The 24,164-nt window shown below is 46.7% G+C and carries 19 protein-coding genes and 1 tRNA gene; 2 read left to right on the top strand and 18 right to left on the bottom strand.

Going from position 1 to position 24,164, the window contains the following annotated elements; genetic code table 11:
• Positions 1-84: 84 nt before the first annotated feature.
• Positions 85-1,839, top strand: coding sequence for an ammonium transporter (locus BLCOC_RS26970; protein ID WP_115623944.1), 1,755 nt, complete (start codon positions 85-87; stop codon positions 1,837-1,839).
• Positions 1,840-2,046: 207 nt separating this feature from the next.
• Here the strand turns inward: BLCOC_RS26970 and BLCOC_RS26975 are convergent, their stop codons facing one another.
• A complete protein-coding gene (locus BLCOC_RS26975; protein ID WP_174717633.1) occupies positions 2,047-4,377 on the bottom strand; it encodes an InlB B-repeat-containing protein in 2,331 nt (776 codons plus the stop codon).
• A 230-nt stretch (positions 4,378-4,607) separates the two neighbouring features.
• Between BLCOC_RS26975 and BLCOC_RS26980 the strand changes: the two genes are divergently transcribed.
• Positions 4,608-4,681: transfer RNA gene (locus tag BLCOC_RS26980), tRNA-Arg, on the top strand.
• 94 nt (positions 4,682-4,775) lie between these two features.
• Here BLCOC_RS26980 and BLCOC_RS26985 read toward each other — a convergent pair.
• The 17 genes from BLCOC_RS26985 to BLCOC_RS27065 form a co-directional block, all read right to left on the bottom strand.
• Positions 4,776-5,909, bottom strand: a complete 1,134-nt coding sequence (locus tag BLCOC_RS26985) for an acyl-CoA dehydrogenase family protein (RefSeq protein ID WP_115625504.1) — start codon at positions 5,907-5,909, stop codon at positions 4,776-4,778.
• Positions 5,902-6,738: a 3-hydroxyacyl-CoA dehydrogenase family protein gene (locus tag BLCOC_RS26990; protein WP_115623945.1), complete on the bottom strand. Its 837-nt coding sequence runs from the start codon at positions 6,736-6,738 to the stop codon at positions 5,902-5,904. Before BLCOC_RS26990 ends, BLCOC_RS26985 begins: the two co-directional genes overlap by 8 nt.
• A gap of 19 nt (positions 6,739-6,757) precedes the next feature.
• Positions 6,758-7,534 carry an enoyl-CoA hydratase-related protein gene (locus BLCOC_RS26995; RefSeq protein WP_115625505.1) on the bottom strand — a complete coding sequence of 259 codons (777 nt, stop codon included), beginning with the start codon at positions 7,532-7,534 and terminating at the stop codon, positions 6,758-6,760.
• Between the two features lie 39 nt (positions 7,535-7,573).
• Positions 7,574-8,752: an acetyl-CoA C-acetyltransferase gene (locus tag BLCOC_RS27000; protein ID WP_115623946.1), complete on the bottom strand. Its 1,179-nt coding sequence runs from the start codon at positions 8,750-8,752 to the stop codon at positions 7,574-7,576.
• 37 nt (positions 8,753-8,789) lie between these two features.
• Positions 8,790-10,244 carry a 4-hydroxyphenylacetate 3-hydroxylase family protein gene (locus BLCOC_RS27005; protein ID WP_115623947.1) on the bottom strand — a complete coding sequence of 485 codons (1,455 nt, stop codon included), beginning with the start codon at positions 10,242-10,244 and terminating at the stop codon, positions 8,790-8,792.
• 27 nt (positions 10,245-10,271) lie between these two features.
• Positions 10,272-11,432 carry a UxaA family hydrolase gene (locus tag BLCOC_RS27010; protein ID WP_029471055.1) on the bottom strand — a complete coding sequence of 387 codons (1,161 nt, stop codon included), beginning with the start codon at positions 11,430-11,432 and terminating at the stop codon, positions 10,272-10,274.
• Positions 11,433-11,453: 21 nt separating this feature from the next.
• Complete coding sequence (locus tag BLCOC_RS27015; protein WP_018594756.1) at positions 11,454-11,741, bottom strand: UxaA family hydrolase; 288 nt, start codon at positions 11,739-11,741, stop codon at positions 11,454-11,456.
• Between the two features lie 15 nt (positions 11,742-11,756).
• Positions 11,757-15,314: a pyruvate:ferredoxin (flavodoxin) oxidoreductase gene (gene nifJ, locus BLCOC_RS27020; RefSeq protein WP_115623948.1), complete on the bottom strand. Its 3,558-nt coding sequence runs from the start codon at positions 15,312-15,314 to the stop codon at positions 11,757-11,759.
• Between the two features lie 38 nt (positions 15,315-15,352).
• Positions 15,353-16,390, bottom strand: coding sequence for an alcohol dehydrogenase catalytic domain-containing protein (locus BLCOC_RS27025; protein WP_115623949.1), 1,038 nt, complete (start codon positions 16,388-16,390; stop codon positions 15,353-15,355).
• Positions 16,391-16,413: 23 nt separating this feature from the next.
• Positions 16,414-17,481 carry a hypothetical protein gene (locus BLCOC_RS27030; RefSeq protein WP_115623950.1) on the bottom strand — a complete coding sequence of 356 codons (1,068 nt, stop codon included), beginning with the start codon at positions 17,479-17,481 and terminating at the stop codon, positions 16,414-16,416.
• 6 nt (positions 17,482-17,487) lie between these two features.
• Positions 17,488-17,928 (bottom strand): RpiB/LacA/LacB family sugar-phosphate isomerase, encoded by a 441-nt coding sequence (locus tag BLCOC_RS27035; protein WP_029471052.1) that lies wholly within the window; start codon positions 17,926-17,928, stop codon positions 17,488-17,490.
• Between the two features lie 19 nt (positions 17,929-17,947).
• Positions 17,948-18,586: a dihydroxyacetone kinase subunit DhaL gene (gene dhaL, locus BLCOC_RS27040; RefSeq protein WP_115623951.1), complete on the bottom strand. Its 639-nt coding sequence runs from the start codon at positions 18,584-18,586 to the stop codon at positions 17,948-17,950.
• Positions 18,587-18,660: 74 nt separating this feature from the next.
• Entirely contained in the window at positions 18,661-19,650 is a 990-nt protein-coding gene (locus BLCOC_RS27045; RefSeq protein WP_115623952.1) for a dihydroxyacetone kinase subunit DhaK, read from the bottom strand.
• Between the two features lie 4 nt (positions 19,651-19,654).
• Positions 19,655-21,550: a DUF5060 domain-containing protein gene (locus BLCOC_RS27050; protein WP_115623953.1), complete on the bottom strand. Its 1,896-nt coding sequence runs from the start codon at positions 21,548-21,550 to the stop codon at positions 19,655-19,657.
• Positions 21,551-21,562: 12 nt separating this feature from the next.
• Positions 21,563-22,432: a sugar phosphate isomerase/epimerase family protein gene (locus tag BLCOC_RS27055; protein ID WP_029471048.1), complete on the bottom strand. Its 870-nt coding sequence runs from the start codon at positions 22,430-22,432 to the stop codon at positions 21,563-21,565.
• Positions 22,433-22,533: 101 nt separating this feature from the next.
• Positions 22,534-23,241, bottom strand: a complete 708-nt coding sequence (locus BLCOC_RS27060; protein ID WP_115623954.1) for an RraA family protein — start codon at positions 23,239-23,241, stop codon at positions 22,534-22,536.
• Positions 23,242-23,269: 28 nt separating this feature from the next.
• Positions 23,270-24,148 (bottom strand): carbohydrate ABC transporter permease, encoded by an 879-nt coding sequence (locus BLCOC_RS27065; RefSeq protein WP_115623955.1) that lies wholly within the window; start codon positions 24,146-24,148, stop codon positions 23,270-23,272.
• Positions 24,149-24,164 lie beyond the last annotated feature (16 nt).

Raw genomic sequence — 24,164 nt, forward strand, 5'->3', positions numbered from 1 at the left:
CCCATAACTCCCAAATACGCACCCTTTTTGTCTGCTTTTCATACGGAAGAATGTGAAAACTTGAAAAAGGAAGGAGATATTTTTATGAGTGATTTTTCATCTGTAAACACGATTTGGGTGCTTTTAGGCGCTGCGCTGGTCTTTTTTATGCAGGCCGGTTTTGCTATGGTAGAGACCGGCTTTACCAGGGCCAAAAACGCCGGCAATATTATCATGAAAAACCTGATGGACTTCTGTATCGGCACACCTGCTTTCTGGCTGGTTGGATTTGGAATCATGTTTGGCACCGGCAGCGGATTTTTCGGTTCCGTAGCAGGTATTGCCTCAGAATCCAACTATGGCGCGGCAATGCTTCCCGACGGTGTTCCATTCTGGGCATTCCTGATCTTTCAGACTGTATTCTGCGCAACATCCGCAACGATCGTATCCGGTGCCATGGCTGAGAGGACCAAGTTCTCATCTTACTGCATTTACAGTCTTCTCATCAGCCTTGTTGTATATCCCATTTCCGGCCATTGGATCTGGGGCGGCGGCTGGCTGGCTGAAATGGGATTTCACGATTTTGCCGGCTCCTGTGCTGTTCATATGGTAGGCGGTGTGGCAGCCCTTGTAGGTGCCAAAATTCTTGGTCCCCGTATCGGAAAATACTCCAAGAGCGGCAAATCAAGAGCCATTCCCGGTCACAACCTGACAGTGGGTGCTCTTGGTGTGTTCATTCTCTGGTTCTGCTGGTTTGGATTTAACGGTGCTTCCACTGTATCTATGGAAGGCGATGCCATTGTATCTGCCGGCAAAATATTCGTCACCACCAACCTGGCCGCAGCAGTAGCCACCATTACGGTTATGGCTATTACCTGGATACTGTATAAAAAACCTGATGTATCCATGTCCCTGAACGGTGCTCTGGCAGGACTTGTGGCCATTACGGCAGGATGTGACACTGTATCCCCCACATCAGCCGCCATCATAGGTATCCTGGCTGGATTTGTTGTTGTATTCGGTATTGAATTTATTGATAAGATCTGTAAAATTGATGACCCTGTTGGTGCCGTAGGCGTACATGGCATGTGCGGTGCACTTGGTACCCTCTGTGTCGGCCTTTTTTCAGACGGCACAGGCACAGATGCAAAAGGCCTTTTCACTGGCGGCGGTTTTCATCAGTTGGGCGTACAGTTTGTTGGATTTATCGCAACTGCGGCCTGGGTAGCAGTAACTATGGTCATCATATTCCAGGTGATCAAACACACAGTCGGGCTTCGCGTATCTGCCGATGAAGAAATCGCCGGCCTGGACGTAAGAGAACACGGCCTGGCAAGCAGCTATGCCGACTTTGTGACACAGGATTCTATGGGTTCTATTCCAAACGTCATGGGCACAATAAAGAACTATACGCCGGCATCAGAGGGCGCATCTGCCACTCAGGCACCTGCCGAATTTTCCCAAGATGTACCAAAGGAAGGCAGCCCCGCAGTTCACAAGCTCACTAAAATAGTTATCATCACAAGACGCAGCAAGCTGGAAGATTTTATGCACGCAATGAACGAAATCGGAGTGACAGGTATTACCATCACAAATGTACTTGGCTGCGGAGTCCAGAAAGGTTCCACTACCTATTACCGAGGCGTTGAGATGGATATGAACCTTCTTCCAAAGGTCAAAATAGAAATCGTGGTCAGCCTTGTACCTGTCCAGAAGGTTATTGATACTGCAAAAGCCATACTCCAAACCGGACAGATCGGAGACGGGAAAGTATTTGTATATGATATAGAAAATGTAGTAAAGATCCGTACAGGGGAAGAGGGGTTCCTTGCACTGCAGGACACTTCTGCTGAGGAATAAATCCACTAGGAAATAAGAAGTACCTCATCTAAAGGTTTTAAAAAAAGCTCCGCCGGTTAGTTCACAACCGGCGGAGCCTCTTTTTTCACTTGCTGCTTTAAATTTTCTTACTGTTACTGTATGTCTTATTAATATCAGTGCAGTAAACATGTATTCTTGCTGAGCAGTTACCTTCGTTGTCAGTCAGCCATCGTCACTCAGCGTCTGTTATCTGTTATTCGTTTTCTTTCTCTTTGCAGAAAGCAACACTGTAAACACAGCACCTGCGGAGAGAACAGCCAGCATCAGATAGCCTGCCATGTTCATGGTATCTCCCGTCTTTGGAACTGTCTTGGTCAGTTTCTTGAATGTAACAGATATCTTATGGTTTGCGCTTACATCTTCAAATGTATACTTACTGTTTTTCACTATAACTGCCTTGCCGTCCACTGTCACCTGGGAAATCTGGTATCCTTTGTTCGGTGTGATGGTGAATGTGGCGTCATTGCCCTCCATAACCTTTACGCTGCCGGAAGGAGAAATCTTGCCGTTGGAACCGGCGGATGCAGTGATCGTATACTGTTCTTTTACACTGAACGGCACTGTTATTGCCTTCTTCTCAGCAGTCATAGCTGTCCAGCCTTTTTCTGTATACTCTTCCAATCTGAAAACTACCTGAAGTTCCATTTTACCTGCTTTGTTCAATGTCAGTTTTGCAGTGTACGGGGATTTATTCCAGGTACCCTTTGCAGAGCTTCCCCATTTCCAGCTCTCTGGAACCCATCTGGTATCCTGTCCTTCCGGATTCTGGTTATCTGTGCCGTTTCCGTTAGCTGCCATGTTCACAACAGTGTTTTTGTCATAGACACCGTTTACCTCAATACCGGTCACACTGGAGCCTTCAAACGCGATGATCGTCTTGCCGGATGCACTGCTGCTCACTTTACTCTCCATTGCCTCATCCGGGTTATATTTTACTCTGGTCACAAAAGAGTATCTTGTGTTTGCCTTCAAACCGCTGAAAACTTCGCTGTCCTGCCATTTTCCGGGTGTTCCGTTCTCAAGCATTGCAAATTCCTGTCCGTTCACGGCCCGAAGCGTAATGCTGTTTTCTGTCCTTCCAATGCATACAGGCGCTTCAGGAGCTGCCGCTGCCGCCTTTTTCGTAGTAACCTTCAGACTATCACTGACAGGACCTTCCATCTGTTTGCCCTTGTCGAATTTGACACGTGTGACAAATTCATATTCTTTGCCTGCTGTGAGTCCCTTAAATTCTCCTGTATTGTTCCAACTTATGTTGCCGCCATCCAGATATACGCCGTACTCCAGATCCGCTGTGGATGTATCAAGTTTGATGGTCGTATCTGTCTTCTCGGCAAGTTTCGGCGCTGCTTTCGGCTTCTCTGCTGCTGCTTTTAATGTGTGAACCTCTGCAGCATCACTCCACTCACTATCACCATACGGTGGGGTGACTTTGTCGTCGCCCTTAACCCTAATATAAGCCAGATAATCCGTATCAGGTGTCAAATTTTCAAATTCACCTGTTTCGCTGTTCAATTCTCCCGCCTTTGCTTTATTGTCCTTTGGTACCAGTTTATAACTGTAAGTATACTTTTTAGCGTCACTGCTTGGTTTCAGCACAACACTTGTATCAGTTACCTTATCAATCGCAGGTGGGTTTGGTTTCTCTGCTTTTTGAGGGATATCATTGGCATTATTGCTGCCCTTCAAACCATTCGCGTCATTTACCTTATTTTCTGAACTATTGGTTTTCTGTTCTTCGCCTTTGGACTCCACACCTTTGGATTCATCCTTATTAGAATCATCGGCTTTAGATTCTTCTTTTTTAGGTTCCTCAACTTTAGGTTCATCGGCTTTCGGTTCGTCAACTTTCGGCTCATCAACTTTTGGCTCATCAACTTTCGGTTCATCAGCCTTCGGCTCACTGGCATTGTCTGTCAATGTATCTTTTGTCGTATCCTTATCAATATCCTGCGTACCTTCTGTACTGCCCGTTGCCGCACCTACACTAGGCTGGGTGTTTGTCTCAGTATCTGTCTTATTCGTTTCCTCAGGTTTTGTCTGTTCTGTATTTAAATCTCCGCCCTGGGGTTTATTGATTTCTCCATTATTATCCGTATCCTCTGCTTTTGACGGCTCCTCAGTCTTTGGAGTCTCCGTCTGTACTGCCGCAGCTTCTGTCTTTACCTTCAAGGTATCTGTATCCTGAACAGTTTCTGCATCCTTCGTCTTCCCGGCAAATACATATTCTGTCTCAGCCTTCAGGCCTGTAAAGGAAACTGTCTTTGCCGTCTTATCATACTGTTTATCTTCTGCCCATTTCCATTTGCTTCCGTTTTCCTGGATGCCGTATACATACCCGTCTTTTGTTTTCAGGACTACACTGTCCGCTGTCTTCTTGGACAGTTCCGGTTTTCCTGCTGTCTCTGTACTTTTACCGGTTCCTTCTTCCGCTGCGGAAACAAATACAGTTCCCATGGAAAATACCATGATAAAAGTGAGAAACATTGCCAACAGTCTTTTCACTTTGCGCTTCATAATCTTTCACCTCTTTCATTCCTTATTTGCCTGTGAATAACCATTCCTTTCTGTACTACTATTATAGCAAATCGTCGTTGCAATGAATAGTATATTAACAAACATTAAGAAAACTTTGTCGATATTTCCCAAATATCGCGTGCAATAACTGGCAGTAATTTTTATAACTCTTATGTCTTGACTTTTTCTTTTGGGTAGTATAAAATTAGAGGGTCGTAAGGAAATATTATGTTTCTGTAGCTCAGCTGGATAGAGCGACCGCCTCCTAAGCGGTAGGTCGGGTGTTCGAATCACCTCAGGAACGTACGAAGAGGCTGTGGAATTGACAGATACCCTATCTGTTGACTCCACAGCCTCATTTTTATATCTTCAGCTCTGTTGATGCTGCCCTGCAATGATCATTTCAGTATCCCATCAGCAATCACTATTTTCTGTGCTTCACTGGTCCCCTCATAAATCTCCGTTATCTTGGCATCACGCATCATTCGTTCTACCCCATATTCCCGGGGATATCCGTATCCCCCGTGAAGCTGTACCGCCTTTTCCGTCACTTCCATTGCAGTCTCTGACGCAAACAGTTTTGCCATAGCTGCTTTTGCCGGAAAGTCCTCTTCCCCTGTACCACACAATGCCGCCTCATAGACAAGCAGCCTTGACGCCTCGATCCTGGTCTTCATCTGCGCCAGCTGGAATCTTGTATTCTGGAAATCGCTGATTTTTTTCCCAAACTGCTCCCGACTCTTTACATACGCAGCAGTCTTATCAAACGCGCCTTCCGCAATTCCCAATGCCTGAAACGCAATGCCGATCCGCCCCTGATTCAGAGTATCCAGAGCAATCTTTTTGCCCTCCCCTATCTTTCCCAGGATATTTGAGGATGGAATCCTGCAGTTCTCAAATATCAGTTCTGTGTTTGCCGCTCCCCGGATACCCATTTTTCTTTCTTTTTTTCCAAAGTGAAACCCCGGTGTGCCCTTCTCTGCAATAAATGCGGAAATTTCCTTTCTACCCCCATCCTTCCTGTCCGTCACCGCAAAAATAACATAAATTTCCGCCTCCGGTGCGTTGGTGATAAAAATCTTTCTCCCGTTTAATACCCATTGGCCTTGATCTTCTGCTGCTGTTGTCTCCATACCGTAGATGTCCGTTCCCGCTGAAGGTTCTGTCAAACCGAACGCGCCCAGTTTTTTTCCTTTTGCAAGAGGTTTCAGATATCTGGTCTTCTGCTGTGCAGTTCCGTATTTCTCTATAGGCCCCCCGCATAAAAGTGTATGGGTCGATACGATCAGGCCTGTAGAGGCGCATACCTTTGAAAGTTCCTCTATACACAGCCCCAGTGTCATTTTGTCCAGGCCCAAACCGCCGTATTCTGTACGGAAAGGAAGCCCCATCCAGCCTTTTTTTGCAAGTATTTCCACAATGTAATCTGGAAATTTTTCCTTTTCATCTGTCTCTTCTGCCACGGCCGCCAGAGCTGTCTCCGCAAATTTCTTAAATTGTTCTCTCCGGTTCTGATATGCCTCCCTATCCATATGTATAAAATCCCTGTCCTGTTTTTCTGCCAAGCCTGCCGGCGCGGACCATTTTCTTAAGGTATGGGTGGGGGCGGTATTTGGGGTCTCCTGTCTCGCTCTGTAACACTTCCATGATCGCCAGAACCACATCCAGTCCGATCAAGTCTCCCAGGGCAAGGGGGCCCATGGGATGGTTTGCCCCAAGCCGCATAGCTGTGTCAATGTCTTCCGCATTGGCTGCGTCTTCTGCATATAACCCAATCCCCTCATTGATCATAGGGATAAGAATTCTGTTGACCACAAATCCGGCAGTTTCTTTTACCTGCACCGGTACCTTTCCTATATCCTCCGCTATGGCTTTTAATATCTGTACTGTCTCTGCCGGTGTATCTATCCCGGTGATGATCTCTACCAGCTTCATAACCGGCGCCGGATTAAAAAAATGCATTCCCACAACTGTTTTTTTTAATCCCGCCCCTATTTCCGTTATGGAAAGGGAAGAGGTATTCGTAGCTAAAATACAACTGTCTCCACAAATATCCTGAAGTTTTCGGAATGTCTGCTTCTTTACTCCCATATCCTCAATAGCTGCTTCAATGACCAGACCACAATCACCGCAGTCCTCAATGGTTCCCGGGGTTATGTTTTTCATGGTCTCGCAAACTTCCCGGTTGCTTATTTTTCCTTTTTCTTCTCTGTGCCTCAGTGTATCTGCAATTTTGTTTCTGCCTTTTTCCGCCAATTCTCTGTTTAAGTCACACAGGAGTACCTCGTATTTTTGTGTCCGGGCAAATGCCTGGGCAATGCCTGCTCCCATTGTGCCTGCTCCGATAATGCCTACTTTCATCCGTACCTCCTGTTCTGTTTTACATGTTAAGAAATCCGCTGCTCTTTCTTCTTTCCAGAAATGCTGTCATTCCCTCCAACTGGTCACGACTGCCAAAGCAATCTCCGAATACCTCTGCCTCCAAAGAAACAGCCTGCTCCATCCCCGCTTCAATTCCTTGATTTATGGCTTTTTTACATCCGCGAACTGCAATGGGAGCATTTGCGGCTATCTGTTCCGCCATTTTAACTGCTTGCTCCAAAAGTTTTGCACCGGGATACACAGCGCTTACAAGGCCTATTCTATAAGCCTCATCAGCACTTATACTGCAGGCAGTGTAAATCATCTGTTTTGCCGCGGAAATACCCACCAGCCGCGCAAGACGCTGGGTCCCGCCGAATCCCGGTGTGATGCCAAGACTGACCTCCGGCTGCCCGAACACCGCATTATCTGAACACAGCCGCACATCACAGCTCATGGCCAGTTCGCACCCGCCGCCCAGGGCATATCCATTGACAGCGGCAATGACCGGTACGGGAAGTGTCTCCACTTTTCTGAATATTTTATTTCCCAACATACCAAATGCTTTTGCCTCTTTTCTGGTAAAATTCTTCATTTCACCAATATCAGCACCTGCTGCAAAAGCTCGTTTTCCCTGCCCTGTGATCACCAGACATCTCACCGTTCTTAGGTTTACATAATCCAGGACATTATCCAGCTCCGCCAGCAGTTCCCTGTTTAATGCATTCAGCGCCTTTTCTCTGGACAGGGTTATGAGTCCATACTGGTCTTTCTCTTCATATTTGATATATTTCATATTGATAATTTCCATGCTTTCACTTCCTGTCATGAAGCTTCAGACTCTCTCTACAACTGCAGCGCATCCCATACCGCCTCCGATGCAGAGGGTTGCCAGCCCTGTGTTCACATTTCTCCGCTCTATCTCGTGGAGCAGTGTGACCAGGATACGGCACCCTGAGGCCCCCACCGGATGACCAAGGGCGATCGCACCGCCGTTAACGTTCAGTTTCCCATCCGGGATTCCCAGTTCTCTGGCAACTGCCAAAGACTGTGCCGCAAACGCTTCGTTTGCCTCGATCAAGTCAAAATCCCCTATCTCAAATCCTGTTTTTTCCATAATTTTTTTGGTAGCTGCCACCGGTCCGATCCCCATAATCGAAGGATCTACTCCTGCAAGAGAGCCCCCCTTCCACACTGCCATAGGTCTGACTCCCAGCTCATGGGCTTTTTCTCTGCTCATAACAATAAGGGCCGCCGCACCGTCATTAATACCTGAAGAATTTGCAGCCGTCACGACACCGCCTTCTTTAAATGCAGGACGCAGCTTTGCAATACTGTCCGCTGTGGTTCCGGGACGAATGCCCTCATCCCTGCTTACCAGAATGGTTTCCTTTTTCTTCTTTACAGTCACCGGAACGATCTCTCTTTCAAATCTTCCCTCTTCCTGTGCATTGGCAGCTTTACTCTGACTCCAAGCAGCAAATTCATCCAGTTCCCGTCTGGTCAGTCCCCATTTTCCCGCCACATTCTCTGCTGTAATTCCCATATGATACTGATGGAACGCATCCGTCAAAGCATCATTTACCATGGTATCTACTAAAGTGCCGTTTCCCATACGGTAACCGAATCTTCCGTTGGGTACCGCATAAGGAGACATGGACATGTTTTCCATTCCCCCTGCGATCACTACATCCGCATCACCGGCCAGAATCATCTCCGCCGCCTGATTTACACAGTTAAGACCGGAACCACACACCACATTTGTGGTCACAGCCGGCACCTCTACAGGCAGCCCGGCTTTCAGCGCTGCCTGACGGGCCACATTCTGACCAAGCCCTGCCTGAATCACGCATCCCAGGTATACCTGGTCTACTTCTTTTGCCGGAATCCCGGAACGTTTTAAGGCTTCTCTGATGACAAGTGCGCCCAGATCAGCAGCCGGCACAGAAGCCAAGGCTCCGCCTAAAACTCCTATCGGTGTCCGGCAGGCACCTGCCAGAACAATCTCTTTCATAGTTCTCATCCTCTTCTCCCATCGCAGGAATAAAAGTTCACTCCTTTATCCCTGCGATACTTTTAGCCAGTCTCTGCTTTTCTGCCAGTTTTCCCTGTCTACCGATCATGATACGCTGTGCCTGGGGACTTCCCGCTCCGTGAAGTGACTCTGTCCTATACCCCACCGCTGCGGTTCCCAGTGTCATATTTTCTATTAGGCGCAGGATCTTCATGCGGTCCATAACATCCGTCTGGCTATTTCCTTTAAAGTATTTTCTGCACATTTCCCCCACTTCCGGGGATTCAAAATCCTTCTCCGATGGCATGGTAACCATCAGCCCTCCCGCAATATCCTCCGCCAGTCTGGCAATCTCATAAGGAAATCTTGTGACATTCTGCTTACACACATTAGCCAGCAGGTTATCAATCTGGTAATTGCCTGACTGTGTAGGGCTTCCCTCTGCGGAACAGGCGATTCCGCAGCAATATAAGGTTTCATTCAAATGCATCATTTCAATGAGCTTGTCCTTTATATGGGATGCCTTAGACACACCGTTATAATCTGCTGCCGTTGCCGAAGCACCGATAAGCACATCTCCAACCCCCGCTTTACATCCGCCGTAACTCTGTCTGTGATAACCTGCAAAGCGCTCTACCAGAACACCTGCAAATTCATATTCCTCACATAAGAACACTCTGTCCCAGGGAACAAAGACTCTGTCAAATACCACCAGCGCTTCCTGCCCGCCGAATTTACAGTTCCCGCAATCCATGCACCCTGTATTCTCCAGCTTTCTGGTATCACAGGACTGTCTGCCATATATCATAGTGATGCCTTCCGCATCAGAAGGAACAGCAAAAGAAACCGCGTATGCCTTATCCTCTTCCTTCATGGCGATTGTGGGCATTATCAATTGTTCATGGGAATTTACAGCTCCTGTCTGATGGGCCTTTGCCCCTGTTACTACAATGCCGTCCTCCCGCTTCTCCACAATATGAAGATACATATCCGGGTCATCCTGCTGACTGGGAGAACGTCCTCTGTCACCTTTGGGGTCCGTCATAGCTCCGTCAACTGTCAGGTCATTCTCCTGTACATACTCCATGTAAGTGCAAAATTTTTTAAAGTAGTCTGTTCCGTATTTTTTGTCCACCTCGAATGTGGTGGAGTAAATGGCATTAAAAGCATCCATTCCCACACACCGCTGGAAGCAGGCACCTGTCTTCTGTCCTAAAAGCCTCTGCATTTTTACTTTATTTATCAAGTCTTCCGTACTTTGGTGGATATGGCAGAAACGGCTTACCCTCTCCCCAGTCAGGCCGGACACAGCAGTCATCAGATCTTTATATTCAGGATTTTGCGCCAGAGTGTAAGTCATAGCCACAGAATGGACAGACGGTCTTATAATGGGATGGTCAACAAAGTTTTCAACTCTTTCTCCCAACAGATAGACCACTGTCTTCATTTTTCTTAAACTTTCAATATATTCCTTCGCTGTCATAAAACCCATGCTTTACAGCTCCTCTCTCTTGATCTATCAGGCAAAATTACAGTATCTGGCTATGGAAACATCCTGAAATCCCAGTTTTTCCGCTTTTGTCTTATGCATGCGGGCTGTATCGCGGACCATTGCAAGCAGTTCTTCCCCTGCCTGGGCAATCTCTTTCCCTTCTGTCAGTACACTACTGCAGTCAAAATCTATGTTGTCTTTCATCAAATGCGCTGTCTCCGGGTTTCCGGTGAGTTTGATCACAGGCACAATTCCGGAACCCGTAGGCGTACCATGTCCTGTTGTAAATACAACCATCTGTGCTCCTGCCGCTGCCATTCCCACAATTGACGCCACATCCTGACCCGGTGTATCCATAACGATCAGTCCGTTTTCGTTGATGGGTTCTCCATATTCCACTACTTCCTGAATAATGCTGCTTCCGGCCTTGTGGATACATCCCAGGGATTTTTCCTCCAGTGTGGTAATGCCGCCGGCTATATTCCCCGGCGTAGGATTCCCGCTTCTTGGGTTTTCCCCCACCCTCAGAAAATCTTCCTCAAATGCTTTTATAGTCTTTAACAGTTTCTCTGCTGTCTCCTCGTTTCTGCATCTGGAAGCCAGGATTTGTTCTGCACCTATCAGCTCCGGCGTCTCCGACAGAATGACCGTTCCGCCCTCTTTTATGATCAGATCACTGCATTTCCCCACAACAGGATTGGATACAAGCCCCGAAGTAGGGTCTGAGCCTCCGCATTCCGTCCCCAGGATCAGACGTGAAATATCTTCTTCAACCAGAGGCACTCTGTCCGCCTCTTCTCTCATCTTCCCCGCCAGCTCCACAATTCGCTTCACCGCATTTAAACTGCCGCCCTCCTGCCGGATCACCAGCACTTCCAGCGGCTTACAGGTTTTTTCTCTGATCCTTTCAGCCAGCAGAGATGCCTGTACCACCTCACAGCCGTTTCCCACCAGAACTGTCCCGTAAATATTGGGATTTGCGGCAATTCCGGATAAAGTTTCCAACGTAACTTTCAGGTCACGTCTGCTCAGAGAACATCCCCCCTGATTTGCCAGATACACAGTTCCTTCCACATTCTCTGATGCAAATCTGGCCGTCTCGCTGGCACAGAGAGAACAGGGGAGGATCAGCACGTGGTTTCTGATCCCAAATTTTCCGTCCGGTCTGTGGTATCCCTGAATTTTCATAAAATTTGTCCCCCTATCCTCTTATGGCTGCTCCACCAGGCAGGTACTTCTCAGATTATGCATATGCACCCATTCTCCTGCCTTGATCTCTGCCACTGCCTCTCCTATCTCATTCCCGTACTTATACACTTTTTCGCCTTTATTTATATGCTTACAGGCCATTTTATGATACTGCGGAATCTCTTCCCCAGCAGTCACCTCACAGCGTATTCCCTTTGAAATGTAGCACACCCTGTCACCGGACTCCGCCTGCTGCGTAAGGGTAACCACCTGGTCTTTTGCCTCTATCTGGATTCCTTTTATCTGCATAAGGATTCCCTCCTGCTAAACTTCCGTACTCATTTTCCTGTATCTGTTATAACGCTCCAGTGCGTCCTCTTCTGCCTGGACAAACAATTCTTCCGCCAGCTCAGGATTTTTCTTTTTCAGAGATGAAAATCGCACCTCACTTTCAAGAAACTGCCGGAACTCTGCCCTGGGTGCTCCGGAATCCAGCATAAACGGATTTAAGCCCTCTTCTTTTTTTGTTGGATCATACCGGTACAGGTTCCAGTATCCCGCTTCCACAGCACGCTTCTGCTGCTCCTGCGTACGTCCCATACCGCCTTTGATCCCGTGATTAATGCACGGCGCATATCCGATGATCAGGGACGGTCCAGGATAATTTTCAGCTTCCTGGATTGCCCTTAACGCCTGCACAGGACTAGCCCCCAATGCAATCTGGGCAACATATACATCTCCATACTGCATTGCCATCAGGCCCAGCTCTTTCTTTTTCCTCCGCTTTCCTGCTGCCGCAAATTTTGCTGTGGCTGCTTTTGGTGTGGACTTAGAAGACTGCCCTCCTGTGTTGGAGTAAACTTCTGTATCAAATACCATGATATTGATATCTGCGCCTGTGGAAAGTACATGGTCCAGGCCTCCATAACCAATATCATATGCCCAGCCGTCTCCGCCGAATATCCAGTTAGAACGCTTTATCAGATAGTCCCTTCTGTCATATATCTGCTTTGCCTCCGGAATATCCATATTGTCTTGCAGCAGTTTTTCCAGCTTATCCGCACGGGTTCTCGTTTCTTTTGAATTTTGAAACTCATCCAGATATTCACTTAAAGCGCAATACAGCCTTGGCCTGTTTTTTCCCGGTTCCTCCAATTTCTCTATCAGGATCTCCAGTTTCTGTCTAATCTCTTCTCTCACGGCATGGTAGCCCAGATACATGCCAAGGCCATACTCTGCATTGTCCTCAAAAAGTGAAAATCCCCAGGCAGGCCCATGCCCTCTTTCATCCTTCCTGTAAGGAACCGCCGGCGCACTTCCGCCCCATACTGTAGCGCATCCCGCGGAGTTGGAAATCATCATTCTGTCCCCAAAGAGCTGCGTGATCAGTCTGGCATAGGGTGTCTCACCACATCCTGCGCAGGCCCCTGAAAATTCAAAATAAACCGGCAAAAACTGTGTCTCTTTTATACTATAACTGCCTTTTGGCGATTCTAATGTCCCCGGGTGTTCTTCTATCCACTTCCAGTTTTTAGTCTCTTCTTCTGCTCTCTTATTAAGGCTTACCATCTCAAGAGCTTTTCCTTTTGCCGGACATATGTGAATACAATTCCCGCATCCTGTACAGTCCATAGGTGAAAATCCCATATAAAAAAGGGTATCTGTATAACCCTTTGCAGGCCTTGCTTTTTCCCTGATCCCCTCCGGTACCTGTTCAAGCTCTTTTTTAGTCAGCAGCCTTGGACGGAATACGCCATGAGGACATACCAGCGAACATTGATTACACTGAATACACGCATCCGCATCCCACTCAGGGACCATCAGCGCAATTCCGCGTTTTTCATACCGGGTTGTACCGGTAGGGAAGGTCCCGTCTTCTCTGCCGCTGAATACACTGACAGGCAGGTTATCACCCTTCTGCCGGTTCATGGGAACCATAATGTTATTTACAAAAAAGTCTGTATCCGCGTCGCCCGTACAGATTTCCTGTTTTCGTTCTTCCCCGCTCTCCCGGCACAGTAACCTTAAGTCCACCTTATGGATATGTTTCAGTGCTTCTTCAATGGCATCAAAGTTCATATCTATCACTTTCTGACCCTGGTGCCCGTAATTTTTCTTAACTTCAGCTTTCAGATATTCCACGGCTTTTTCCACAGGAATGATCTGTGTCAGTGCAAAGAATGCTGTCTGCATGATCATGTTGATACGTCTGCCAAGTCCAATCTTCTCTGCAATATGTACGGCATCTATGGTATAAAAACGAATACTTTTTTCCAGAATGATCCTCTTCAGGTTTTCCGGCAGCCGGCTGTTCACTTCCCGGTCATCCCAGATACAGTTAAGCAGAAATATTCCATTTTCCTTTATACCGTCCAGCAGGTCATACTGTGTCACATAAGCCTGATTGTGACAGGCAATATAATCTCCGTGGCTTACCAGGTAGGAAGAGCGGATCGGCTTGTCCCCGAAACGCAGATGGGATATGGTGATTCCCCCTGATTTTTTGGAATCATATGCAAAATAGGCCTGTACTTGTTTTTCTGTATGATCGCCTATGATTTTTATTGCGGATTTATTGGCGCTTACCGTTCCGTCTGAACCCAGTCCCCAGAATTTACAGTTTACAGTCCCCTCCGGCGCGGTATCCGGAAAATCTTCTTTGACCGGCAGTGACAGGTATGTAACATCATCCCTGATCCCCACGGTAAATCCATTCAGCGGCCTGTCACTCTCCGCGTTTTCCAGTATAGCCGCCACATCTCCGGGTGTGAAATCCTTAGACGCAAGACCATAGCGGCCGCCTATGATCTCAGGATGTCTGTCCTCGCCGTAAAATGCCGCGCGCACTTCCTGGTACAGCGGTTCTCCGTTAGCTCCGGGTTCTTTTGTCCGGTCAAGCACCACGATTTTCTCTGTACTCTCCGGGAAAGCTTTCAAAAATGCCGCTTTTGAGAACGGACGGAACAGACGAACCTGGACAAGACCGTACTTATCCTCTTTTCTATTGAGATGATCGAGGGTTTCCTTGATCACCTCGCAGGAGGAACCCATAGAGACGATCACCACTGACGGTTTCTCTGCCCCGTAATAATCAAAGAGATGATATGGTCTCCCTGTAAGATCTTTAACCTTGTCCATATATTCCTGTACTATTTCCGGCAGGTTCAGATAAAATCTGTTCACGGCTTCCCTTTCCTGGAAGAAGATATCAGGGTTCTGTGTGGTTCCGCGGAGGACTGGATGTTCCGGGTTCAGCGCTCTGTCACGGAAGGCTGAAACAGCATCCCAGTCCACAAGCTGTCTGATCTCCTGTGATCCGATCACCTCTATTTTCTGTATCTCATGTGATGTTCTGAAACCGTCAAAAAAATGTACGAAGGGAATTCTTGACTTGATGGCACACAGATGGGCTGTGCAGCCCAAATCCATGCATTCCTGTACACTTCCTGATGCCAACAGGGCTGTCCCTGTCTGGCGGATACTCATAACATCCTGATGGTCCCCAAAGATACTCAGTGCATTAGAAGCCAGTGATCTTGCACTCACATGCAGAACTCCCGGCAGCAGCTCACCTGCGATCTTATACAGGTTGGGTATCATAAGCAGCAGCCCCTGGGAAGAAGTATAGGTAGTGGACAGTGCACCTGACTGCAGGCTTCCATGAAGTGCTCCTGCTGCTCCTCCTTCTGACTGCATCTCCATCAATTTTACTGTTTTTCCAAAGATATTTTTCTTCCCCTCTGCAGCCCATTTGTCCACTGCTTCTGCCATGGGGGATGAAGGTGTGATGGGATAGATAGCTGCCACTTCTGTAAAATGGTATGAAGCCATAGCCGCGGCAGTATTACCATCCATGGTTTCCTTCCTCTTTTTATATTCCATATCTTCTTCCTTTCGCTACAATCTCTTATGTCATGACCCTATTCATGTTGAAAAACAATTCTGCCAGAAACGTTTGGAAACTCTCTATTTGCTTCCTGGAAATCTTCCAGCTTCATTTCTTTGGCAACAAATGATCTGAGATCGATCTTTCCTGTTTTTAGAATATTCATAACTTCTGTCCATGTCTCATACATGCGTCTTCCGAAGATTCCGGTAACGATAAGTTCCTTATAGACAACGCCGTACATAAAATTCCTATATGTCAGGGGTTTTTCCACCATTCCCACATGTACGATGGTTCCCGCGATCTTAACGGCTTCCACCTCCTGGTTGATAACTCTCTCATTTCCTGTAAAATCAATGACTGCATCTACTCCGTATCCGTCTGTTTCACGTTTAACGATCTCAACCAGGTCTTCTTTCATACCGTTAATGGTCACATCCGCCCCCCGTTTTCTGCTCTCCTGCAGCTTCGTGTCGCTGATGTCCACTGCAAACAATTTTGTACAGCCCAGATATTTGGCGATTTCCACTGCCATCTGCCCAATAGTTCCCGTACCTGCGATCAGCAGGGATCTGCCGGATGGGTTTGCTTTCGAGACCGCATGCATTGCTGTGGCAAAAGGCTCTAATATAGCGCCCTCCTGGAAAGAAAGATTCTCAGGAAGTCTGATCAGCGCTTTTTGATGCAGCGCAATATATTCTGCAAAGCATCCGTCCACCGTTCTTCCCAAAACTCCCATGTGATTGCCGCAGATATGTTGGTTTCCTGTCCTGCAGGTCTCACAGTAACCACATGGGATATGTGTCTCCCCGGCCACTCTGTCGCCCGGCTCATATCCCTGTACGTCTTCTCCTGTCTTTACTATAGTACCTGCAAACTCATGCCCCATAACAAAAGGCAGGTCATAGTTCGCCTTCTCTACCAGAGGTGTCCATTCATATACGTCCACATCTGATCTGCAGAGGGCAGATGCCTCCACTTTTATCAAAACTTCATTTCTTCCGATTTCCGGAACCGGTATATCTGCCAGTGTAAATCCTGCTTCCCTTTTATCTTTTAAAATTGCCTTCATAACCTCATCCTCACTTTCCCTTTTTATCCCAGACTGTCATCAGATCCAAAAGAATAGACTGCCACTTCATCTGTCTCACGATTTGCACAGATCAGCCTGCTCTGTACGTCTACCTGAAACAACATGCAATTGGCTGCTCCGGCGCCTGCATCCACCCGGAACTCCTTATATTCTTCTTTTTCCATGTCGTAATAAAGTGCTATCAGTTCTCTATCCCCTTCTCTTCCGCCGATAAATACATGTTCATGCCCATCTATGGCATCACCCCATATCGCATGAGAAAAGGGCATCTTCTTCTCCCGCTCATATACCTGAACAAATTCATTTTTTTCATTTTTCTTAAAAATCTTGATATTCTCACCGTGAAAGGGAGATAAAATGATCAATTCTTTTTCCCCATCGTGATCCAGGTCACGGTATAAGACGTCACTGGCGGGTTCTTTCAGGATCAGCTTGCATTTCCATTGCTCCTTTGGATCTTTGGGCGGATAAACAGTATACACTCCATTTTCTGTTCCGATCACTGCATAACTGTTTTCTTCATCCCTGTTTATACTAAAACCATGATTTTTATACAGTCCATTCAGAACAGGCTGAAACTTCAACGGATGACCGCTGTCATACTGCAGGATATTCTTCGGCAGCTCTGCTGCCCATACTCTGCCGGGGCAAGTCCAGTCTCCACTGAATGCATTCGCCGATTTTAAAGTTGCCGCAACAATATACTTTTTCCCCCGGCTGCACACGATCCCGAATCGGTGAAGAAACGGCAGCCGGCACAATGTTTTGCAGTGCCACCGCTCATTTCTCCTGTAATAATATACAAGCTCTGCATCTGACGCATCATCCGGAGAAAAAAATCCCTGTGTCGCCAGAAGAACAGGTTCGTCCCCTTCAGGAAACTGTGCCAGTGTCATGACACCTCCCGGTCCGTTCCAAAGTGTTTCTTCCGGATTTCCCTGTAAATCATATGCGCGGCATGGACCTTTACCTTCCGCACAGCAGAGTAGATGCCTTTTTCCGTCATACTCAAATTCTGTAACTGCATAACACTTTTCAATATGATCTATTACCTTTTTAACAATTTTCATATAACACTATCTTTCTGCATCGTATTCCTTATACGCGTCTACTTTAACCTGTGAAGAACTTCCTGAAATAAAATCATTTTGTATAAACACTGTTGTCAGCTCTTCCCGCACTTTATCACCAATGGTAAAAGCCCCCATGCAGAGTATATTTGCATCATTTGACAGCCGTGACCTTTTTGCCGAATATGTATCTGACACCAATGCGGCATATGCGCCTTTTACCTTATTTGCCGCAATAGACATTCCGATCCCTGTGCCGCAGAGCAGGATTCCTCTGTCATATTCCTTATCTGCCACTGCCCTGGCAACTGAAAAAGCCACGTGAGCGTACACCGCATCTGTACTGCCAAAGTCAGTCACTGTGCCCAGTCCCTCCCTGGTAATATAATCTATCAGTCTCTTCTTGGCTTCCTCCGCATTGGGATCACAGCCAATCGCAATTTTCATATCTTACCTCATTTCTGTCTCACAGCAATTCCCCTATTCCTTGGGCCATTGCATTTAAAAGAAGATCACAGGATACAGCGCCGGCATCCAGCACACCTCTGGAACGCTCCCCGAGACGGGATGCTCTTCCATACCTGGCGGTCAAGTCTCTGGTACGTTCTTTCCCCTGCCCGGACGCAGCGCACATGGCATCCAGTGCTGATCTAAAGTCCGCTTCAGCCGCTGCCGCCTGCTGCACCGCATCTATTGCAGGAGATAAACTGTCCACTAAAGTCTTGTCCCCTTTTCGGGCATCCACAATTGTAAAAAGTTCTTCTTCCGCAGCTTTCAGCATTTGGGATAACTCACTGAGTCCTATCACGTCCTTACCGTCTGCCGCTTCTGACATTGCCATGAAAATGGTTCCGTAGATAGGACCCATTGATCCTCCTATCCCGTTGAGCAGAACCATACCCAGGTGATAAAGCCCTTCCGTAAAACTGTAATCCACGTCTTTATACTGATTTAAGAACATAGTAAAGCCTTTGTTCATATTCGCTCCGTGGTCACCGTCTCCAATGACTCCATCTATCTGGCCAAGATACTCCTTATTCTCCTGGATCACCTGAACCATTCTCAACAAAATGGATTTTCCTTCTGTGTTTTTAAATGCCTGCATAATATACCTCCATCATGTATATCCATATGCCGTTTACCCTATGTCCTCATATCCCCAGGTGTGTCCCTGATCTTCTACTTCCATCCCATACTGTATGCAGGCATGGCAAGCAGTTCCTTCAGTTCATCGTCTGTCTTCATCAGTGACAAAGTGGCTCCTGCCATATCCAGTGATGTAAAATAATTCCCCACATATGCCCGATAAACACCAATTCCCTTTTCAGTCAGCTGCTTTTCCACCTCATTATAAAGAACATACAATTCCATAACCGGTGTAGCGCCAAGCCCGGACAAAAGGACCGCTGCCTCATCTCCTGCCTTATACGGATGATCCGCAAGTATCATGTCCAGCATTCTTTCTGCCAGTTTATCGGCTGTTTCCATTGGCACCACTGCCACTCCCGGTTCCCCGTGATGACCGATCCCAAGCTCCATGGTCCCCTCTTCTATCTCAAACCCCGGATGTCCGATTGCAGGCAGAACGCATGGTTTCAGCCCCACACCAACCGATCTGGTATTGTCGATAGCTTTCTGCGCTGTCGCCGCAACCTGGTCCAAATCTGCCCCCTGTGCCGCTTTTGCACCAGCCGCCTTCCACATGAGGATCTCGCCTGCAACACCACGCCTTTTTTCCCGCTGTTCCTTTGGAGCTGATGCCACATCGTCATTGGCAATTACGGTCCTGACTTTGATTCCCTGCTTTTCTGCCATTTTGACCGCCATCTTTACATTCATATTGTCGCCTGAATAATTGCCGTACAGACAGACAACACCTTTTCCCTGGTCAGCACATTTCATGGCATCCAGAAATGCACCTGGCGTCGGAGAAGAAAAAATTTCGCCCACGGCCGCTGCATCACATAAGTTTTTCCCCACATATCCCACAAATGCAGGCTTATGCCCGGAACCGCCGCCGGTCACCACGCCTACTTTATCCCTTGGAATATTTTTTGCCTTTACCACACGCGGATTTGATGTTCTCTCCACAAGATCACAGTGCGCTTTGAAAAATCCCTGCAGCATTTCGTCTACTATGTTATCCGGGTCGTTTAATATTCTCTGCATATCATTACCCTTTCCGCACTTTCTGCCTTCTATATTCCTCCAGTGATGATTTGGGGTTCTCGGAAGTATCGATCCTGTATGGCTCCTGTATTTTCTTTAATTTAAATGCCCAGTCCTGCCTGCCCGGATACTCCGGTAAATGGATCATACCTACCGCACTGACACTTAATTTTGTACTTCCGCTCCAGGTTCCGTCACAGGGATCAAACCATATAAAATCATATTTTTCATATGGGCGCAGTCCCCGTACCGCGACTCTTGGACAATCCCTTTCCACATATCCCAGGATCAGATCCCTTTTCTCGGTGGCAGAAGCAAAAGCCCAGCCTCTATACCCGTAAGGATCTCCTGCTTTATTGGGTGTCACCAATTCAGCATTGGGAATCAGTTCCGTATATCTGCTGCCCTCAGACAAGAGGAAATCTCGCACATATTTCACCTGGTAACTCACCGGGAAAGTCATGGTATCCCAGATATTATAGAGATTGCCCTCTTCAATATTGGCTCCCCATCCGCCTTCAAATCCGGCCAGAACACCCCCATAAGCACCGCTCAAAACACTTCCGTAATACCCGGATCGGCAGTTTAAATGGTCTTCCTCACTGTCGGCTGTGAGGGTGCCTAACTCTGTAACGGTATTTCCGTTTTCATCTATTTTCATGGAGGATTCCGGGTAACCGGAATAATAAGGTTCACCGTTGACTGCCGGACAGGCAGGAGAAGCGTGGAAGATATCCGTGAGATACCAGTAGTGTTCATGTTCACGCCAATTTCCGGTCTGATGAAGTGTCAGCCAGTGCTGCTCTTTTGGGCCTCCGTAATTGATCAGGGTACTGGGGGAAGGATTGGTTCCCATCAGGGTTCCGAAAGGCGGCCTGCCGTAAGTATCTATCAGCAGATCAATGGGTTCATTGAATTCACGGCTGTCTATGGTATTCATCTTGATATCAAAATGGATAGGGCTGAAAATACAGTTGTTTACCTGGTAACGCGCAAATATATACTGAATATACCTGGTATAAACCATAGGCCAGTCGTAATAATATTTCCAGGTTTTTGAGCAGTCACGGCGTATTGCTTCGATAAACACTGTAATGCCGTGCCTGTTCAGCCAGTCAATCTTTTTATCCAGTACCTTGAAATATTCCGGGTTGATCCTGTCATAATCAGGAACAATCTCTTCATAACCTTCTACCTTACCCGGGAAAAAGAATGGCCTTCCGCCTTCATTATGCATAGCTTTACAGGGTGCTGTATCTTTTCTGACTCCCTGTCTGGATGAACCATCTACAGTCCATGCGTTTCTAACTGCTGTTTCATGTCCGTCATCCAACATGATCCATGCATCTTCACCGTCATCAGCCCAGGTAGGGAAAGACGCGATCATGCCAACAGTATTAAATCCCTGGCGGATCCTCTGCCTAGCCATATCTTTTATACTCATGCTGCTGCCGATCGGATGCTCAGTTTCACTCTCATCCCAGGGATATCTGTATGTTGCCAATCCCCACCAGGTATCTCCTACCATTACAAAGGGTGTTCCGTCTGCATACTGCATGGCATGTCCGTTTTTACTGGCTCTTATGATACCTCTGCGTGTCTGTACCTCTTGTTTCTCTTCCTCAGTCCAAGGAATACCCACAAATGCTCCCGTCACTCCCACAAGACCTTTATCTTCTACGTTTGCCCCTGTTGTGTATGTCCAAAGCCCCGGGCGGACCGCTGTCACTCTGATCCTGAATACATTATCCCCATCCCAGAAGCCAAAACACTTCTTATCAAAATCCGGCCCCTTCAGATGCGCCCATACACAGACGTCTGTATAATGATTCTCATATTTACCCTCAGCGTACAGTACGATCTCAAACGTTTCCCACAAATGGATCTCTCCATTCCCCATACAATATTCCTCCTATAATTCCCAGATCATTTTTGCTTCCCTGCAGGCCTCATCATAATATCGGTTCTCATTTCCCCTGCTTACAATCTCAAGAGAACAGATATCAACTTCCTTAAGTGCCCCTTTTGACTTCATTCTCTGATAGAAGTCATGGATGGTCTCTATACTGAAATCACCGTCTTTTTGTGAAAATGCAGGATGCTTGTCTCCGTACAGAGGGCTTGTTTTATCCCTCATCACACAATTAGCCAAATGCATGTGATGTATCCACGGCTTCAGTGACTGAAAACTTTCCTCTATATCCTCTCCTAATTGAGAAAAATGGCTGGTATCAAAGGTGATTCCCACATTGCGGAAACTGCTGTCTTTAAAAATATCCTGCACCAGTTTTGTCTCTCCAACTGCCAGATACGGATCTGTCCTCACTGGGAATGGTTCCACAGAAACTTCCAGACGGCTTCCCCGACAGTAAATGTCAAGTTCCTCCAGAGACTTTCGCATCTGCTCCGCAATACATTTTTTATCCTTATCACCTTTCCAGTCAGGACCGCTGGCGACCACTATTCTGACACATCCCATACGGACTGCATGGTCAATGTGGCCTTTGCACTTATCCACGCTTTTTTTCCGTTCTGCCTCATCTCCTGATGATATATCGATACCATCTCTCTTTATAGGCAGTCCCCCCAGATACACTGTATCCAGACCGGTATCCTCTGACATCTTACGGATGGTGTTCTCCTCTTCTTTGGAACCTTCAAAATATATCTCTGCACAATTAAACACTTTCTGATTTTTTGTCTTCTCAATAACCTGCGACATTACCGTAATATCATTGATAGCTGCCGGATAGATGGGTGTAAGACATATCCCGTATTTCATGCTATACTGCCTCCTGTATTACCTGGATCCTGTGCTCTTAAGAAGATATGCGGCCTGTATATACAAGCCGCAAGTTAAGGTTTCCCTATTCTTCAAAGACATTATTTCATTCTGTTAAGTGTTTCATCATGCTCAAATCCTAAATTGTCATAATGCTCTGTACGGACAGCAATATCGTCCTCCAACTGCATTTTTGCAAACATAATAACCTCTTCTGCGCGTTCTCTGGGGATCACCAGAACACCATCGTCATCTGCGCATACAATATCGCCCGGCTTCACGGTTACACCTGCACAGTTGACCGGAATGTTCAATGCCCCCGGTTCTACTCTTCCATATGCATGGGTAAACGTTCTTTTTGTACAGAATACCGGTGCCTTTTCAAGATTTGTCTCATAAGAGTCTCTGCATCCTCCGTCCAGAACCACGCCTTCAATACCGCGTTCCATCATAGTCATAGCGATTTCCGAGCCCCAAAGCCCACCTCTGACACCTTCCATATCCACAACGATAACCGTATCCTTTGCACGTTCCGGAGTGATCTCTCCCACAAAATTATAGATTTTATTACACTCTTTTCCTAATTCCTCTCTCCACTCCTCCGGTGTCTTACATACCTTTACAGCATCGGATTTCGGAAGCAGCTTGATCGTGTAGGCAAACCCTTTAAATTCAATCCCATCTCTGAGAGGCCGCATGGCCTCATTCATGGTTCCTTTGTCCACCAAACCAATGGCATCCATGCCATCGCAGAGGTCCGCGCATCTGTATTTTCTAAGCTCCTTGATCAATTCTGTATCTGTCATCATTTTAATTTCCTCCGTATACTATTATTTTTTAATATAAACTATCCCGTTCCATTACTTTTCTCATAAAAACTGTGATTATCATAGCTAGTACAAACAATATGACTGCTATTACATTGCCATATCCAAGATTGAAGTTCTGGAATGCATTTACAAACAGATGCATTGGAAGAACCTCTGTGGAATGATTCGGTCCGCCGGCTGTCATAACATAGATCAGGTCAAAGGAACGCAGTGCTCCGATGGTCTGTAAGATAATGACCATCTTGGTGATATCCCAGGACATGGGAATTACCATGGTTTTTATCATTTTCCAACCTGTTGCTCCATCCAGTTTCGCACTTTCGATCACTTCTGATGGTATATTCATGAATCCTGAATTAAAGAGTATGACCTGTACTCCTAATCCACTCCATATCTGTGCAAATACCACTGCCACCAGCGCAAGCTTCGGGTCCGCAATGGGCGATATGTAATATTGCCCCAGTCCAATGGCTTCCATTAAAGGCTTTAATATACCCATACTGGGACTGTATATATAACTCCATATAAATCCTGCCGCAACAGAAGGAAGAACATTAGGTACGAACAGCAAAATTTTATAAATCCGATACCCTTTAGGCTGCAGATAAACCAGATATCCATATAAGAAACCAAGGATCACCTGGAACGTTGTGGTCAAGACAATAAATATAAGTGAAATTCTCATGGATTTCCAGAAAAGTGTTGATTTGAATACACTTATATAATTTTCAAACCCCACAAAATGGCTGCTGTGCAGTGTATCTGATTTCAGCATGCTCATCCACATTGCGTTGATAATGGGATATATGACCCATATGAGATAGACGATCAAGGCCGGTAAGACGAATAAGATAACCGTCAATTTACTTTTCTTTGTAATCTTCATTTTGCTCTCCCCCGTC

The organism is Blautia coccoides (assembly GCF_034355335.1).
Classification (GTDB): domain Bacteria; phylum Bacillota; class Clostridia; order Lachnospirales; family Lachnospiraceae; genus Blautia; species Blautia producta.

What these genes read in the sequence shown, in the direction of transcription:
- BLCOC_RS27045 (WP_115623952.1), bottom strand. Translation starts at nt 19,650, where the DNA reads ATGCAGAGAATATTAAACGACCCGGATAACATAGTAGACGAAATGCTG.
- BLCOC_RS26970 (WP_115623944.1), top strand. Translation starts at nt 85, where the DNA reads ATGAGTGATTTTTCATCTGTAAACACGATTTGGGTGCTTTTAGGCGCT.
- BLCOC_RS27010 (WP_029471055.1), bottom strand. Translation starts at nt 11,432, where the DNA reads ATGAAAATTCAGGGATACCACAGACCGGACGGAAAATTTGGGATCAGA.
- BLCOC_RS26990 (WP_115623945.1), bottom strand. Translation starts at nt 6,738, where the DNA reads ATGAAAGTAGGCATTATCGGAGCAGGCACAATGGGAGCAGGCATTGCC.
- BLCOC_RS26985 (WP_115625504.1), bottom strand. Translation starts at nt 5,909, where the DNA reads ATGGATAGGGAGGCATATCAGAACCGGAGAGAACAATTTAAGAAATTT.
- BLCOC_RS27025 (WP_115623949.1), bottom strand. Translation starts at nt 16,390, where the DNA reads ATGAAGGCAATTTTAAAAGATAAAAGGGAAGCAGGATTTACACTGGCA.
- BLCOC_RS27050 (WP_115623953.1), bottom strand. Translation starts at nt 21,550, where the DNA reads ATGGGGAATGGAGAGATCCATTTGTGGGAAACGTTTGAGATCGTACTG.
- BLCOC_RS26975 (WP_174717633.1), bottom strand. Translation starts at nt 4,377, where the DNA reads ATGAAGCGCAAAGTGAAAAGACTGTTGGCAATGTTTCTCACTTTTATC.
- BLCOC_RS27055 (WP_029471048.1), bottom strand. Translation starts at nt 22,432, where the DNA reads ATGAAATACGGGATATGTCTTACACCCATCTATCCGGCAGCTATCAAT.
- BLCOC_RS26995 (WP_115625505.1), bottom strand. Translation starts at nt 7,534, where the DNA reads ATGAAATATATCAAATATGAAGAGAAAGACCAGTATGGACTCATAACC.
- BLCOC_RS27000 (WP_115623946.1), bottom strand. Translation starts at nt 8,752, where the DNA reads ATGAAAGAGATTGTTCTGGCAGGTGCCTGCCGGACACCGATAGGAGTT.
- BLCOC_RS27035 (WP_029471052.1), bottom strand. Translation starts at nt 17,928, where the DNA reads ATGAAAATTGCGATTGGCTGTGATCCCAATGCGGAGGAAGCCAAGAAG.
- BLCOC_RS27030 (WP_115623950.1), bottom strand. Translation starts at nt 17,481, where the DNA reads ATGAAAATTGTTAAAAAGGTAATAGATCATATTGAAAAGTGTTATGCA.
- BLCOC_RS27015 (WP_018594756.1), bottom strand. Translation starts at nt 11,741, where the DNA reads ATGCAGATAAAAGGAATCCAGATAGAGGCAAAAGACCAGGTGGTTACC.
- dhaL (WP_115623951.1), bottom strand. Translation starts at nt 18,586, where the DNA reads ATGCAGGCATTTAAAAACACAGAAGGAAAATCCATTTTGTTGAGAATG.
- nifJ (WP_115623948.1), bottom strand. Translation starts at nt 15,314, where the DNA reads ATGGAATATAAAAAGAGGAAGGAAACCATGGATGGTAATACTGCCGCG.
- BLCOC_RS27060 (WP_115623954.1), bottom strand. Translation starts at nt 23,241, where the DNA reads ATGATGACAGATACAGAATTGATCAAGGAGCTTAGAAAATACAGATGC.
- BLCOC_RS27065 (WP_115623955.1), bottom strand. Translation starts at nt 24,148, where the DNA reads ATGAAGATTACAAAGAAAAGTAAATTGACGGTTATCTTATTCGTCTTA.
- BLCOC_RS27005 (WP_115623947.1), bottom strand. Translation starts at nt 10,244, where the DNA reads ATGGGTTTTATGACAGCGAAGGAATATATTGAAAGTTTAAGAAAAATG.